The sequence below is a fragment of the Micromonospora sp. NPDC049359 genome, assembly GCF_044466585.1.
Lineage (GTDB): Bacteria > Actinomycetota > Actinomycetes > Mycobacteriales > Micromonosporaceae > Micromonospora.
The window spans coordinates 127,940-141,842 of record NZ_JBITMW010000015.1; the positions used below are offsets into that span (position 1 = coordinate 127,940).

A 13,903-nucleotide genomic window follows, 5' to 3' on the forward strand; every position below is an offset into this window, starting at 1 on the left:
CGATCGTTGAGGTTGACGAACGGCTCATGCAACTTGCACGAAAAGTACGAGGACTGGCTGTCCGGCTGACGTACAGGCTGTGCGACCAGCGAAAACTGCAAGACGAACGACTGATCGCCGCACCCGCGGACAGCGCCCCGCCCTTCGGCGGTGGCAGGGGAGGGATGGGGAGATGGACGAGCTACCCATTGGCCGGCGAGTGGCCTACTGGCGGGGGCGACGCAAGATGTCGCAGCAGGTCTTCGCGGACCGCCTGGGCAAGTCGAAGAGCTGGGTCGACAAGGTCGAGCGGGGCGTCCGCCGGCTGGACAAGTTCTCGGTCCTCTACGAGATCGCCGACATCCTGCAGATGGACGTGCAGCTTCTGCTGGGCCGCGACCCGGAGCGGCGTACGGACGCCTTGAACTGCATCGACCAGATCGAGGTGCAGGAGATCCGGGCCGCCCTGGAGCGGTACGACTCGATGAGCGCGTACTTCGACGCCGTGCCGTACCCGCCGCCGCTGGACGACATGCGCAAGGCCGTCAACCACGCCTGGCTCACCTACCAGTACGGCCGCTACGGGATGCTCACCCGCGCGCTGCCCAAGCTGCTGCGGGACGCGCAGGCCGCCGACGCCGCCTACAGCGGGGCGCAGGCGCCGGAGGCGGCGCACCTGCTCGGGCAGGTCTACCAGATCGCCTCCTCGGTGCTGCGCAAGCTCGGCGAGTTCGAGCTGGCCTGGCTGGCCGCCGACCGGTCGATGGCGGTCGCCCAGCGCGCCGACGACCCGCTGCTGGCCGGCATCGCCACCACCCGCGTCTGCAACGCCCTGGTCGCCATGGGTCGGGCCCGGCCGGCGCTGGAGCTGAACGTCCAGATCGCCAACCGGTTGGCCCCGGGCGGCAGCAACGAGGTGTCGCCGGCCCGGCTGTCCGTCTACGGGATGCTGCTGTTGCAGGGTGCGATGGCCGCGTCCCGGATCGGCGACTCGGCCAGCGTCGACGACCTGATCAACTGTGCGCAGGAGGCCGCCACCCTGCTCGGCGGCGACCACAACCACTACTGGACGTCGTTCGGCCCGACGAACGTCGAGCTGCACCGGGCCGCCGCCGCCGTCGAGCTGGGCGACGGGGGCCGCGCGGTGGAGGTCCACCAACTGCGCATCGCCGAGCCCGACTTCAACGCGCTGCTGCCCGAACGCCGGGCCCACCACCTGCTCGACATCGCCCGCGGGTACGCCCAGATCGGCGACGTGGCCAACGCCGGCGAGATGCTGCTGCTCGGCGACCGGCTCGCGCCGTCGGAGATCCGCTGCCGGCCGATCGCCCACGAGGTGATGTCCGACGTCCTTCGTCGCACACGGGGTGCGCCGCCTTCTCCGGTAGCGGAGTTGGCTGAGCAGATGGGAGTAGGGGTATGAGCGCGGAGCCGGTGTGACGACCGGCCAACCACACACCAGCGAGCACCGTGCGGTGCTCTACGTCATCGCCTGCGGTTCGCCGTTGGCCCGTCACGTCGGCCGCCTGGTCGAGTTGGCCCAGGCCGACGGCTGGGACGTCTGCGTGGTCACCACGCCGGACGGCGCGAAGTTCGTCGACCAGGCGGCACTTCACCGACAGACCGGCCACCCGGTACGGACGCACTACAAGAACCCCGGCGACCCGGACGTGCTGCCGCCCGCCGACGCCATGGTCGTCTGCCCGGCGACCGTGAACACGGTCAACAAGTGGGCGGCCGGCATCGCCGACACCCTCGCGCTCGGCCTCCTCGTCGAGGCACAGGGCAAGGGCATCCCGATCGTCGCCGTGCCGTACACCAACGTCGCGATGGCCGCCCACCCGGCGTTCCGGGCCGGCGTGGCCCGGCTGGCGGACTGGGGGATCACCGTGCTCTTCGGTGACCACGTGGTGGCCCTGCACCCACCCGGTACGGGGGAGCAGCACATGCACGCCTTCCCCTGGGCGATGCCGCTCGCCGCGCTGCGGACCGTCGCGTACCGCGCGGCCTGAGCCGGCCCGGCGCGTTGGCGGCGGGTCGACGGCGCTGCCGCACCGGCAGCCGGCGCGGTGTCGCCCAACCGGCGGTGCGCGCCGCGCGGTCAGACCTGCGGCTCGCACGGCGTCGCCAGCTCGCGGCCGGCGAGGGGCGGCCGGACCGCTGGCCGACGCGGCCGGGGCCGGGTGTCACCGCCCGATGGCCACTACGCCGGTAAGCTGGCCCGCCGTGAGCACAAGCCGATCCGCCGCCACGGTGAGCGACGTGGTGGCCGAGTTGGAGCGCCGCTATCCGCCCGTCTGGGCGCAAGAGTGGGATCGTGTCGGCCTGGTGCTCGGTGAGCCGACCGCCCCGGTCCGCCGGGTGCTGTGCGTGGTCGACGTGGTGCCCGAGACGGTCGCCGAGGCGCTCGCCGTCGAGGCCGACATGATCGTCGCGCACCATCCGCTGCTGCTGCGCGGGGTGTCGTCGGTCGCGCCGACCACCGTCAAGGGGCGGATCGTCCACGACCTGATCCGGGCCGGCGTGGCGCTCTACGCGGCGCACACCAACGCCGACGTGGCCTCCCCGGGCGTCTCCGACGCGCTCGCCGCCCGGTTCGGCCTGACCGGGCTGCGCCCGCTGCAACGGCCCGCGCCCGGCTCTCCCGCCCACGGTGACGACCGTGGATTCGGCCGGATCGGCGACCTGCCCCACCCGATGACCCTCGCCGAGCTGACCCGGCACGCCGCCGCCGTGCTTCCCGTCACGTCCTGGGGAGTTCGCGCCGCAGGCGATCCCCGGCGTATGGTTCGTACCCTCGCCGTCAGCGGCGGGTCGGGAGACAGCTTCCTCGGCGCCGCGACCGCCGCCGGGGTGGACGCGTTTCTCACCTCCGACCTGCGGCACCACCCGGCCAGCGAGCACGTCGCCGCCGATGGTCCCGCCCTGATCGAGGCCGCCCACTGGGCGACCGAACGACCGTGGCTGGACGACCTGGCCGCCTTCCTGCGGGAGGCGCCGGGCGTCGAGACGCTGGTGTCCGACCTGGACACCGACCCGTGGACCGTGCACGCCGCCGCACCCGTTGTGGACGACAAGGAGCCCGACCGTGAAGGCTGACCCCCAGGTCCAGCGCCGCCTGCTCGACCTTCAGGCGCTCGACACCAACCTCGCCCAGCTCGCGCACCGCCGCCGGTCGCTGCCGGAGCGGGCCGAACTGGAGGCACTGGCCCGGGAACTGTCGTCGCTGGAGGACGAGCGGGTACGCGCCCAGGTGGCGGTCGACGACCTGGACCGGGACATCGCCCGCCTGGAGAAGGACGTCGAGCAGGTCCGCGCCCGCAAGGAGAAGGACCAGAACCGGCTCGCCGCCGGCACCGGTCCGGCCCGGGAACTGGAGGCGCTCCAGCACGAGCTGGCCTCACTGAACCGGCGTCAGGGTGACCTGGAGGACGCCGAGCTGGAGTTGATGGAGCAGCGGGAGACCGCCCAGGGCGTCCTCGACGGTGTGGAGCAGCGGCTGGCTGACGCCCGGGAGAAGCGGGCCGCCACCGAGCAGCGCCGGGACGACGCGCTGGCCGAGATCGCCAAGGACGAGGAGTTCAAGCGGGGCGCCCGGCAGCCGCTCGCGGCCGACCTCCCCGCCGAACTGGTCACCCTCTACGACAAGATCCGCGAGGACACCGGGCTGGGCGCGGCGCTGCTCACCGCCGGCCGCTGCGGCGGCTGCCGACTGGACCTCTCCGGCGCCGACCTGGCCCGCATCCGCAAGGCCGCCCCGGACGACGTGGTCCGCTGCGAGGACTGCCGGCGGATCATGGTCCGTACCAACGAGTCGGGCCTGTAGGTCGTGGCGCCGCGCGTGGTCGTCGTCGAGGCCGACGGCGGGTCCCGGGGCAACCCCGGGCCGGCCGGCTACGGCGCGGTGGTGCGCGACCCGGAGACCGGCGAGGTGCTCGCCGAGCGCGCCGAGTCGTTGGGTACGGCGACCAACAACGTCGCCGAGTACCAGGGCCTGATCGCCGGTCTGCGGGCCGCCGCCGAGCTGGCCGCCACCGAGGTGGACGTCCGGATGGACTCCAAGCTGGTGGTCGAGCAGATGTGCGGCCGGTGGCAGATCAAGCACCCCGGCCTGCGTCCGCTCGCCGCGCAGGCGGCCGCGCTGGTGGGCCGCTTCGGCGCGGTCCGCTTCACCTGGATCCCCCGCGAGGAGAACCGGCACGCCGACGCGCTCGCCAACGCCGCGATGGACGCCGCCGCCGGCCGACCCACCCCAACGGCGTCCCCGAGCGCACCGGCCTCGGCCAGCGCACCGGCCGGAGGCACGTCGACGGGCAGCGACCCGGCGACCGCGCCGGCCTCCTGGGAGCCCCGTCCGAGCTTCACCGCCACCCGGCTGATCCTCGTGCGGCACGGCGAGACCGCGTACACCGAGCAGGGCCGCTACTCCGGCCGCGGCGACGTGCCGCTCTCGGAGCGCGGCCGGGCCCAGGCCGCCGCCACCGGCACGCGCGTGGCCGCGCTGGCCCCGTCCGTCGCGGCCGTGCTCAGCTCACCCCTTTCCCGGTGTACGGCCACCGCGGCGGCGATCGCCGACGCGATCGGCGACGTGCCGGTCCGCACCGAGGCCGACCTGATCGAGTGCGACTTCGGGCAGTGGGAGGGGCGTACCTTCGCCGAGGTACGCCAGCAGTGGCCGGGGGAGATGGACGCCTGGCTCGCGTCGGCGCGGATCGCCCCGCCGGGCGGCGAGTCGTTCACCCAGGTGGCCGAACGGGTGCGTCGGGTCGTCGAGGCGCTGCCGAAGGCGTACCCCGGAGAGACCGTGGTGGTCGTCTCGCACGTCTCGCCGATCAAGCTGGCGCTGCGCGACGCCCTCGCCGCCACCGACGGCTTCCTGCACCGGCTCTTCCTGGACGCGGCCGGCATCTCGGTGCTCGACCTGTGGCCCGACGGCGGCATCGCCGTCCGCACGGTCAACGACACCGCGCACCTGCCCGCCGCCTGAGCAGCGCGCCCCCCGCCGTTCAGCGCAGCCGATGCGCCGTTCGGCGCAGAGCCGTCCGCGCCCTGATCGTGACGGCGGTCACAGAGTCGTAGCCTCCGGCCGTTACATCGAGTGCCTCGACTCCCCGGAGGTGTGTCAGATGGCTGCACCCGAACCGGAGGCGCCTACCACGGCGTCATCCAGGGCGAAGGACCACAGCCCCTGGAACTGGTTGCTCCTGATCCCCATCGTGGTGCCGCTGGTCCCGGCGTTCTTCAACAGTGACGCGCCCCGGATCTTCGGATTCCCGCGCTACTACTGGCTGCAACTGGCCTGGATCCTGCTCGGCGTCGCCACCACGACGCTCGTCTACCAGATGACGAAGAAGCGGGGTGTGCGGTGAGCGCGAGGAGTGAGCCGGTTTTGCGAGCCCCGCAGTCGCGAACGAAGGGGGTTTGCTGATGTGGCGCGACCATCTCACCGAGATCATCGTTTTCTCGTTGCTGTTCCTGCTGGTCAGCGCGATGGGCTTCGTGGCCGCCCGCTGGCGCGCGCCAAAGGACATGGCGCACCTCGACGAGTGGGGCCTGGGCGGGCGCAGCTTCGGCGGCTGGATCACCTGGTTCCTGGTCGGCGGTGACCTCTACACGGCGTACACCTTCGTGGCGGTGCCGGCCCTGATGTTCGGGGCCGGGGCGGCCGGGTTCTTCGCCGTGCCGTACACGATCGTCATCTACCCGCTGGTCTTCCTGGTGCTGATCCGGCTCTGGTCCGTCTCGCACCGGCACGGCTTCGTCACCCCGGCCGACTTCGTCCGCCGGCGGTTCGACTCGCCCGTGCTGGCGCTGCTCATCGCGATCACCGGGATCGTCGCCACCATGCCGTACATCGCGCTGCAACTGGTGGGCATCGAGGCCGTGCTCAAGACGATGGGCGTGACGGGTGACAGCACCCTGGCCCGGCACCTGCCGATCATCATCGCGTTCGCCATCCTCGCCGCGTACACCTACCAGTCGGGGCTGCGCGCGCCCGCGCTGATCGCGTTCGTCAAGGACAGCCTGATCTACATCGTGATCCTGGTGGCGGTCATCTACCTGCCGTACAAGCTCGGCGGTTGGGGCGACATCTTCGACGCGGCGGACGCGAAGTTCCAGGCGTCACCGAACCCGAACGACGGCATCCTGCTCAACGGCAACAACCAGTTGCAGTACGTCACGTTGGCGCTCGGTTCGGCGCTGGCCCTGTTCCTCTACCCGCACAGCATCACCGGCGTCCTGGCCAGCCGGAACCGTGACGTGATCAAGCGCAACATGTCGGCGCTGCCCGCGTACAGCCTGCTGCTCGGGTTGATCGCGCTGCTCGGCTACATGGCCATCGCGGCCGGCGTGAAGCCGCTGCCGGGGGCTTCGGCCGGCAGCGTGGACAACAACACGATCGTGCCGCTGCTGTTCGACCAGCAGTTCCCGGACTGGTTCGCCGGCGTCGCGTACGCGGCCATCGGCATCGGCGCGCTGGTGCCGGCGGCCATCATGTCGATCGCGGCGGCGAACCTGTTCACCCGCAACATCTACAAGGAGTACCTGAAGAAGGACGCCTCCCCGGCTCAGGAAGCGAACGTCTCGAAGATCACCTCACTGGTGGTCAAGGTCGGCGCGGTCGCCTGCATCGTCTTCCTCGACCCGCAGTTCTCGATCGATCTCCAGCTCATCGGCGGCGTCATCATTCTCCAGACGCTGCCGGCGGTGGCCCTGGGCCTCTACACCCGCTGGTTCCACCGGACCGCCCTGATCGCCGGCTGGGTCGCCGGCATGGGCCTCGGCATGTGGATGCTGTACCAGGTCGCCAGCCCGACGAAGAAGCACTTCGGTGGCTCGGCGTTCCCGCTGGAGAAGTTCGGCTTCGACACACCCAAGACGATCTACGTGGGCATCGTGGCGGTGCTGGTCAACCTTGCCGTCGCGGCGCTGGTGACGCTGATCCTGCGGGCTCTGAAGACGCCCGAGGGAGTCGACGGCACCGAACCGGACGACTACTTCGCCGACGAGGGCGACCCGCGCGTCACCCCCGACGCCGACCGCGACGCCGACGCCGCCCGCGAACCGGTCGCCTGACCGCGTTCCCTGTTCCCGTTCCCCGGGCGCCCGCCGCGAGGCCGGCGCCCGGGGCTGTTCAGCAGTCCCGCCCGCCGCCCGTCGCCCCTCGCCTGCCGCCCCTCGCCCGTCGCCCCTCGCCTGCCGCCCCTTGCCCGTCGCCCCTCGCCTGCCGCCCCTTGCCCGCCGCCCGCCGCCCGTCGCCCCTTGCCCGCCGCCCGTCGCCCCTTGCCCGTCGCCCCTTGCCCATCGCCCCTCGCCGGTCGCGGGTCGCACTTGCCCGTCGCCTGTTGTGTGCGCCGGTCGCGCGTTACCACCATCAAGATCGTGCTCGATCCTTGTTGTAGTGGTGTCGGGCGGCGGGGATGCCACTACATCCAGGATGTTGCGCGATCTTGGCGGCGAACGGGTGCGGCGCAGCGCCCGCGGCCGGGCGGTGGCGGTGAAAGGGGCCGCGCCCCGACCTCCCGCGTCGATCATGGAGTTCTGGTGCCCGGATGATGACTAACTGCGCCGGTTCGTACTCCACCACAACTCCATGATCGACAGGGCCGGGCCGGGCCGGGGCCGGGTCGGGCCGGGCTGGGTCTGGTCGGGCCGGGTCTGGTCTGGTCTGGCCGGGTCGGGCTGGGCCGGGCGGGGCGGGGCGGGGCCGGGCTGGACCGGGCCGGGCAGGGCAGGGGCGGGCTCGGACGGGCAGGGCTGGGGCGGGCTGGGCAGGGGCGGGCCGGGCTGGGTTGGAGGGGCAGGGCAGGGAGGGGTGGGCCGGGGTCCCGCCCAGGTCAGGCCGGGGTGGGATGTGCGCAACATCAGGGATGTTACTGCCTCAACTGCGTCGGAGACCGCAGTATCGGTGATGTTGAGCGGGTGCGGCGCTTGGCGGGTTAGCGGGGGCGGTTGCGGTTTACCAGGGCCTGGTTGAGGCGGCCCAGCAGGGCTGCCAGGGTGGAGCGGTCCTCTTGGCTCCAGTCGGAGAGCATGTCGCCGTAGAGCCGGGTGCGGGCGGCCTGCACGGCGGCCATCCGTTGGAGGCCGGCGGTGGTGGGGGAGATGACCGTGCCGCGCCCGTCGCTGGGGTCGGGGGCGCGGGCGATGAGGCCGTCGCGTTGCAGGGCGGAGACCTGCCGGGTCACCGTCGAGCCGTCCAGGTTGAGCCGCGCGGCGAGCGCGGAGACGTTCTGCGGGCCGGCGGCGTCGAGGTGCCGCAGGATGACGTACGCCGCGCGGTCGAGCACCCGGTGCTCGGCGGACCCGGTGGCCCGCCGGGTGGCCTCGCCGAAGCGCATCAGCAGGGCCACCTCGGTCTCGATCAGTCCGAGGGTGCTCTCGTCGTCGTCGCTCATAGCTGTAGGATACAGGGTAAATACCTGTACGATACAGCTAATTGGGGAGTCGGAGTGGATCGGTCATCCGAACCAAACCGCAGTGCCATCTACGCCACCACGCTGGTGGCCTTCCTCGCCATCGCCGGCATCGCCGTCGTCGACCCGATCCTGCCCGCCATCGGCGAGGCGATCGGCGTCACCGCCTGGCAGGTCGAGTTGCTGTTCACCGCGTACATCGCGGTCATGGCCCTGGGCATGATCCCGGCGACGCTCGCCAGCGGCCGGTTCGGTTTCAAGCCGGTGCTGGTCGCCGGTGTCTCGGTGGTCGGCCTGGCCGCCATCCTCGCCTCGTTCAGCGGCAACATCGTGCAGCTCTCCGTGCTGCGCGGCGTGTGGGGCCTCGGCAACGCGATGTTCTTCGCCACCGCCATGGTGGTGCTGGTCAACCTGGCCGTCGACCGGGAGTGGGTGGTCGGCCTCTTCGAGACCGCCCTCGGCCTCGGGTTCGCCGTCGGCCCACTGATCGGTGGCCTGCTCGGCCAGGTCTCCTGGCGGCTGCCGTTCTTCGTCTGCGGCGTGTTCATGGTCCTCGCCCTCGGTGTCGCCGCCCGCAAGCTGCGCGAGCCCACCAACCGCCAGGCCCCGGTACGCGTCGGCCAGATCTTCGCCACCTACCGCCGCCCGGCGTTCATCGCGCTCTGCGTGGTCACCGCCGCGTACAACTTCGTGTTCTTCGTCGTGCTCGGCTACACGCCGCTCTTCCTCGGCCTGGACGTCGTCCCGCTGGGGCTCGCCTTCACCGGCTGGGGCCTCGGCCTGGCCACCGGCATCCTGGTGATCGGCCACCGGCTCGCCCACCGGATCGGCGCGGTGCAGACCGTCGGCGTGGCCATCGCCGGGCTGCTGGTCTGCATGGTCCTCTTCGCGACCTCGACCAGCACCGCCGAGGCGCTCGTGGTGCTGGTGCTCGCCGGCCTGTGCATGGGCCTCGCCAACGCCAACCTCACCGACCTGGCGCTCGGCCTCGGCTCCAGCGACCGCCGGCTCGCCACCGGCGCGTTCAACCTGGTCCGCTGGGGTGCCGCCGCGCCCGCCCCGATCATCTCCGGCAAGCTCGCCGAGCAGTCCCTGGCGCTGCCGTTCTGGGTCGGGTTCGGGGTGCTCGCCGTCGGGGTGCTGGTGTACCTGGCGTTCGCGCACATGATGGCCGCCGGCTACGGCGAGCGGGTCCTCTGGTCCCGCTGGAACCGCGCCGCCGCGAACACCGAGCACGCTCCGGACGAGCCAGTGGGCGAGGCGTACTGAGGGGCCTCGCTGCGAGGGCTCGCTGCGAGGGCTCGCTGCGCGGGCTCAAGCCAAGATCCGCGCACTGTCGGGGAAACTGCTGCCTCAAAGCCGTCCGAGGCCGCAGTTTCCCGGTAGTTGCGCAGATCTTGGAGGGCGAGGCGGGTCAGCGCAGGGCGCGGTAGAGCAGGTAGAGGCCGATCGTCGTACCGAACACCACGATCAGCGTCTTGAGCACCACCGCCGGCAGCCGGCGGACCAGCCGGGCGCCCACGTACCCCCCAAGGAGGGTGGCGGGCGCGACCACCGCGACCGCCGCCCAGTTCAGCGGGCCGAACAGGGCGAAAATCACGAGCGTGGTCAACCCCACCACGGCCGAGAGCAGATTCTTGATCGCGCTCACCCGCGCCAGGGTCGCGTCGAGCACCAGCGCCAGGCCGGCGACCAGCATCACCCCGAGCGCCGCGCCGAAGTACCCGCCGTACACCGCACCGAGCGCGACCATCGTCTGGACCGCGACCGTCCGCTGGCGTGGCGACAGGTCCCGGGGGTGACCGACCAGCCGGCGTAGCGGGTCCTGGAAGGCCAGGACCGCGGTCGCGCCGAGAACCAGAAAGGGTACGACCAGCTCGAACGCACGGGCCGGGGTCGCCAGCAACAGCAGCGCCCCGACGATCGTGCCGACGATCGTGGTGGGCACCAACGTGGCGAGCGCGCGGGGGCGCGGCAGGTCCTGGCGGCTGCCCGCCACACTGGCGACGTACCCGGGGAAGACGGCGACGGAGTTGCTGACGTTCGCCGGCACCGGCGGCAACCCGACCGCGATCATCGCCGGAAAAGTGATCAACGAACCGCCACCGGCCACCGCGTTGACAGTGCCCGCGGCGAGACCGGCGGCGAGCAGCAGCGCGGCGTGGGAGAGATCCATAGCCCCACGAGGCTAGCCCGGCCGACTGAACCCCCGCACGATCGGCTGGCTAATCGCCCGCTCGCCGACGCCAAACCGTCGTTCAGCAGGTCAGCCCGGCGCGCACCCCGGGCGACCGGGGTAGCGTGCCGCCGCTGTGGCACGCTTCAGCGATGATCGAACTCGCGGACATCGAGGCGGCCGCCGGCCGGATCGCCGGCCACGTGATTCACACACCCACCGTTCCCAGCCCCGGCCTGTCCGAGCTGCTCGGCGTGCCTGTCACCGCCAAGCTGGAGCTGCTGCAACGTACCGGGTCGTTCAAGGCGCGCGGCGCGGCGGCGAAGCTGCTCGTCCTGGACGATGCCGAGCGGGCGGCGGGCGTGCTGGCGGTCAGTGGTGGCAACCACGGCATCGCGGTCGCGGTGATGGCCGGCGCCCTGGGTGTGGCGGCGACCGTCGTGATGCCCCGGACTGCGCCGGCGCGTGCCATCGAGGTGGCCCGCGCGGCCGGTGCCGACGTCCATCTGACCGACGGCATGTCCGCCGCGTTCGCGCTCATGTCCCGGCTGCGGGAGGACGGACTGACCCTTCTGCACCCGTTCGACGACCCGGTGGTGCTCGCCGGGCAGGGCACGGTCGGACTGGAGTTCGCCGACGACGCCGGTGAGTTGACCGACGTGCTGGTCAGCGTCGGCGGTGGGGCGCTGATCTCCGGAGTGGCTGCTGCGCTACGGGCACGCCGACCGGGGGTACGCGTCTGGGGCGTGGAGACCGAGGGCGCGCAGGCGATGTCGCTGGCCCTGGCCAAGGGTGGGCCGGTCGAGGTGCCGCTGTCGTCGATCGTCACCACGCTCAGCGCGCCGACCGTCTCGCCGCTCACCTACGACCACGTGGTCGCCCTGGTCAGCGACGTGCTCGTGGTCTCCGACGCCGAGGCGGTACGGGGGACGGTGGAGTTGGCCGAGCATGCGAAGGTCTGGGCCGAGCCGGCCGCGGGATGCCTGCTGCCGGCCGCCCGCCGGGTACTTGAGCGGGTGGGTGACGACGCCCGGTTGGGCCTCGTGCTCTGCGGCGGCAACTCCACGGTCGCCGACGTGGTGTCGTGGACGGCGCGCCTGGGGGCCTGAGCGGCGCCGTCTCGCCCTCGTCGGCCGCACCGGCCCGCCAGCGTCATCGGCCGAGCCGGGGCGGAACAGGGCATCCCCATTACGCCGTTAGGATGGGGGCGCGACGGACGAGTCGACCGGGCGGTCGCGTCGGCGGGCTTCGGCCCGCCGCCGAGGAACGTCCGGACTCCACAGGGCAGGGTGGTTGTTAACGGCAACCCGGGGTGACCCGCGGGACAGTGCCACAGAAAACAGACCGCCGACCCCATTGGGGACGGTAAGGGTGAAACGGTGGGGTAAGAGCCCACCAGCACCCCGGGTGACCGGGGTGGCTCGGTAAACCCCACCCGGAGCAAGGCCAAGCAAGGGCCGTCACCGCAAGATGACGACCCGGCGCAGACGCTTGAGGGCTGCCCGCCCAATGTCTGCGGGTAGGCCGCTAGAGCCTGCCGGCAACGGCAGGCCGAGATGGATGGCCGCCGCCGGCGTGAAACCCCTCGGGGTACGCGCCGCGCACAAAATCCGGCGTACAGGTCGACTCGTCCGTCGCCCACCAGCTCAGAGCCGTGATCAAGGCTCTGAGCTGGTTCTGTGTGCGGGCATCGATGGTCGTTCGTGGTCAACATTGGGCGGCGTTTGACGCCCTGACGCCCTGGAGACGCCCTGAGCGCGGGCTCAGTTGACCTCCTTTCGCGTTGGGCTGGCTGTGCCGCTGTGGGGCCTCGCGGGGGTGGGCCGCGCCCCTGCGGGTCGATGGCGGACGGCGCGGATGGCCGAGGGCGGACACCACATTGGGCATGATGCCGGTGAGTCATCTTGATGACCCACAGGCATCACGCTCATTGGAGCGGGTGGCTCCGGTCCGGCCGGACCACGGGCCCACGAGCGGCGTGCCACCAGCGGCCGAAGCGGCCGGCGCTCGGTGGTCCTGAAGTTGGGGCCGGCGGCTGTGGGGGAGGGGCGGGCACGTCTTGGCGGTGGAGCCGGTGCCGCGACCCGGTGATGCGGTGGCAAGCCTGTCCCGGGGTTGGACTGGCGCGGCAGTCGGAAGCCCTGCCCCCGATGGCAGTCGAGGTGCCGGCTTCCGTACCGCTCGCTGGCAAACCGGCTACGCGAATCTCCCGGTGCCGCCCAACCGAATGTCCAGGTCTCGCAGGAGGGCGCCGAGCCGTCTGCTGGTCTCGGCGTCCATGGAGGGGATCGGTCTGCCTGCGGCCTGATGCTCGCCCAGGTCGTAGAGCGCGATGCGAAGGTCCTCGGCGGTGGCGAGGTCGAGACGCAGCTCGATCGGGTCGTCCATGCTGTGACCGTAGGACTCTGCCGGGCCACATCCGTGAGTGGGACGCGAACATGGTCGGCAAGCTGGCCCCGGCGACCCGGGCCGTGGTCTTCGCCCACCTGCGGACCATCCTTGGCGCGGCCGTCGACGACGAGCGGATCGTCAAGAATCCGTGTTCGGCAAAGTCGGTCAAGCCTCTGCGACCGGTGCAGCGCCGGGTGGTGCCGTGGACGTACGACGAGGTTTCGGCAATCCGCGGTGGCCTTGTCCAGCGGTATCGCGCGATGGTTGACCTGGGCGCCGGCTGCGGGCTGCGGCAGGGCGAGATTCTGGGGCTCGGTGTCGACGACATCGACCTCGACGCGGGATGGGTACACGTCTCACATCAGGTCAAGCGGCCGCTCCCGGCTCGTCCTCGGCCTACCCAAGAACGACCGGGACCGCCGGGTGCCGCTGCCGGACTCCGTCGCCCAGGTGCTGCGGCAGCACATCAAGGACTGCGAGCCGGTGACGCTCACCCTGCCGTGGGAGAACCCAGCCGACGACGAGCGGGTCAGCGGCCGCTTCTGTTTACCAGCACCCGGCGAGGTGCGATCAACCGGCGCACCTTCGACAACAAGAGTTGGCGCCCCGCCGTGGTGTCGGCCAGCATCACGCCGACCCGGGCCAGCGGCATGCACGCGCTACGCCTCGTCGCTGCTCGACGCAGGGGAGAGCATCAAGGCGCTCGCGTCGTACCTCGGCCACGCTGATCCCGGGTTCACCCTCCGGGTCTACACGCACCTGATGCCGGTCAGCGAGGAACGCACCCGAAACGCGATCGACACTCTGTTCGGTAACGGATTGTGAGCAGGCGCGCTCCCGCCGGCCACTGCCACAGGATGTTCGCTGGCCGAATTTCGTCGTAGGCGTGGGCTAACCTCCCGCCGGGCGATGGACGCACATGGGGAGGACTGGATGGGGC

The 13,903-nt window shown here is 71.7% G+C and carries 13 protein-coding genes and 1 other RNA gene; 11 read left to right on the top strand and 3 right to left on the bottom strand.

Annotated elements, in window-relative coordinates:
- Window positions 1–172 precede the first annotated feature (172 nt).
- The 7 genes from ACIBTX_RS28830 to mctP all read left to right on the top strand — a co-directional run bounded on the left by ACIBTX_RS28830 (window position 173) and on the right by mctP (window position 7,056).
- Window positions 173–1,402 (top strand): helix-turn-helix domain-containing protein, encoded by a 1,230-nt coding sequence (locus tag ACIBTX_RS28830; RefSeq protein ID WP_355241353.1) that lies wholly within the window; start codon window positions 173–175, stop codon window positions 1,400–1,402.
- Between the two features lie 13 nt (window positions 1,403–1,415).
- Entirely contained in the window at window positions 1,416–1,991 is a 576-nt protein-coding gene (locus tag ACIBTX_RS28835; protein ID WP_357132629.1) for a flavoprotein, read from the top strand.
- Between the two features lie 250 nt (window positions 1,992–2,241).
- Complete coding sequence (locus ACIBTX_RS28840) at window positions 2,242–3,078, top strand: Nif3-like dinuclear metal center hexameric protein (protein ID WP_357132746.1); 837 nt, start codon at window positions 2,242–2,244, stop codon at window positions 3,076–3,078.
- The gene (locus ACIBTX_RS28845) at window positions 3,068–3,805 is read left to right on the top strand and encodes a C4-type zinc ribbon domain-containing protein (RefSeq protein ID WP_357132632.1); all 738 of its coding nucleotides are present in this window, start codon (window positions 3,068–3,070) and stop codon (window positions 3,803–3,805) included. The genes ACIBTX_RS28840 and ACIBTX_RS28845 overlap by 11 nt, the downstream gene beginning before the upstream one ends.
- A 3-nt stretch (window positions 3,806–3,808) precedes the next feature.
- The gene (locus ACIBTX_RS28850; RefSeq protein WP_357132635.1) at window positions 3,809–4,966 is read left to right on the top strand and encodes a bifunctional RNase H/acid phosphatase; all 1,158 of its coding nucleotides are present in this window, start codon (window positions 3,809–3,811) and stop codon (window positions 4,964–4,966) included.
- A gap of 139 nt (window positions 4,967–5,105) precedes the next feature.
- A complete protein-coding gene (locus ACIBTX_RS28855) occupies window positions 5,106–5,348 on the top strand; it encodes a DUF3311 domain-containing protein (RefSeq protein WP_357132638.1) in 243 nt (80 codons plus the stop codon).
- 58 nt (window positions 5,349–5,406) lie between these two features.
- Window positions 5,407–7,056 carry a monocarboxylate uptake permease MctP gene (gene mctP / locus ACIBTX_RS28860; RefSeq protein WP_357173727.1) on the top strand — a complete coding sequence of 550 codons (1,650 nt, stop codon included), beginning with the start codon at window positions 5,407–5,409 and terminating at the stop codon, window positions 7,054–7,056.
- Between the two features lie 863 nt (window positions 7,057–7,919).
- On the opposite strand, the gene ACIBTX_RS28865 is transcribed toward mctP, so the two are convergent.
- The gene (locus ACIBTX_RS28865) at window positions 7,920–8,378 is read right to left on the bottom strand and encodes a MarR family transcriptional regulator (protein WP_357132644.1); all 459 of its coding nucleotides are present in this window, start codon (window positions 8,376–8,378) and stop codon (window positions 7,920–7,922) included.
- A gap of 54 nt (window positions 8,379–8,432) precedes the next feature.
- Between ACIBTX_RS28865 and ACIBTX_RS28870 the strand changes: the two genes are divergently transcribed.
- Complete coding sequence (locus ACIBTX_RS28870; protein WP_396833244.1) at window positions 8,433–9,665, top strand: MFS transporter; 1,233 nt, start codon at window positions 8,433–8,435, stop codon at window positions 9,663–9,665.
- A 145-nt stretch (window positions 9,666–9,810) separates the two neighbouring features.
- Here the strand turns inward: ACIBTX_RS28870 and ACIBTX_RS28875 are convergent, their stop codons facing one another.
- Window positions 9,811–10,572, bottom strand: coding sequence for a sulfite exporter TauE/SafE family protein (locus tag ACIBTX_RS28875; protein WP_396833245.1), 762 nt, complete (start codon window positions 10,570–10,572; stop codon window positions 9,811–9,813).
- 152 nt (window positions 10,573–10,724) lie between these two features.
- Between ACIBTX_RS28875 and ACIBTX_RS28880 the strand changes: the two genes are divergently transcribed.
- Window positions 10,725–11,681 carry a threonine/serine dehydratase gene (locus tag ACIBTX_RS28880; RefSeq protein ID WP_396833246.1) on the top strand — a complete coding sequence of 319 codons (957 nt, stop codon included), beginning with the start codon at window positions 10,725–10,727 and terminating at the stop codon, window positions 11,679–11,681.
- A gap of 108 nt (window positions 11,682–11,789) precedes the next feature.
- An RNA gene (gene rnpB, locus ACIBTX_RS28885) (RNase P RNA component class A) lies at window positions 11,790–12,206 on the top strand.
- Between the two features lie 562 nt (window positions 12,207–12,768).
- Here the strand turns inward: rnpB and ACIBTX_RS28890 are convergent.
- Window positions 12,769–12,960, bottom strand: a complete 192-nt coding sequence (locus tag ACIBTX_RS28890; RefSeq protein ID WP_357132656.1) for a hypothetical protein — start codon at window positions 12,958–12,960, stop codon at window positions 12,769–12,771.
- A 426-nt stretch (window positions 12,961–13,386) separates the two neighbouring features.
- Between ACIBTX_RS28890 and ACIBTX_RS28895 the strand changes: the two genes are divergently transcribed.
- Window positions 13,387–13,788, top strand: coding sequence for a hypothetical protein (locus ACIBTX_RS28895; protein ID WP_357393465.1), 402 nt, complete (start codon window positions 13,387–13,389; stop codon window positions 13,786–13,788).
- The last annotated feature ends 115 nt before the right edge of the window (window positions 13,789–13,903 follow it).

Excerpts from the sequence above, each read along its gene's own strand:
- ACIBTX_RS28830 (WP_355241353.1), top strand. The coding sequence starts at position 173 with ATGGACGAGCTACCCATTGGCCGGCGAGTGGCCTACTGGCGGGGGCGA.
- ACIBTX_RS28855 (WP_357132638.1), top strand. The coding sequence starts at position 5,106 with ATGGCTGCACCCGAACCGGAGGCGCCTACCACGGCGTCATCCAGGGCG.
- mctP (WP_357173727.1), top strand. The coding sequence starts at position 5,407 with ATGTGGCGCGACCATCTCACCGAGATCATCGTTTTCTCGTTGCTGTTC.
- ACIBTX_RS28865 (WP_357132644.1), bottom strand. The coding sequence starts at position 8,378 with ATGAGCGACGACGACGAGAGCACCCTCGGACTGATCGAGACCGAGGTG.
- ACIBTX_RS28875 (WP_396833245.1), bottom strand. The coding sequence starts at position 10,572 with ATGGATCTCTCCCACGCCGCGCTGCTGCTCGCCGCCGGTCTCGCCGCG.
- ACIBTX_RS28880 (WP_396833246.1), top strand. The coding sequence starts at position 10,725 with ATGATCGAACTCGCGGACATCGAGGCGGCCGCCGGCCGGATCGCCGGC.
- ACIBTX_RS28890 (WP_357132656.1), bottom strand. The coding sequence starts at position 12,960 with ATGGACGACCCGATCGAGCTGCGTCTCGACCTCGCCACCGCCGAGGAC.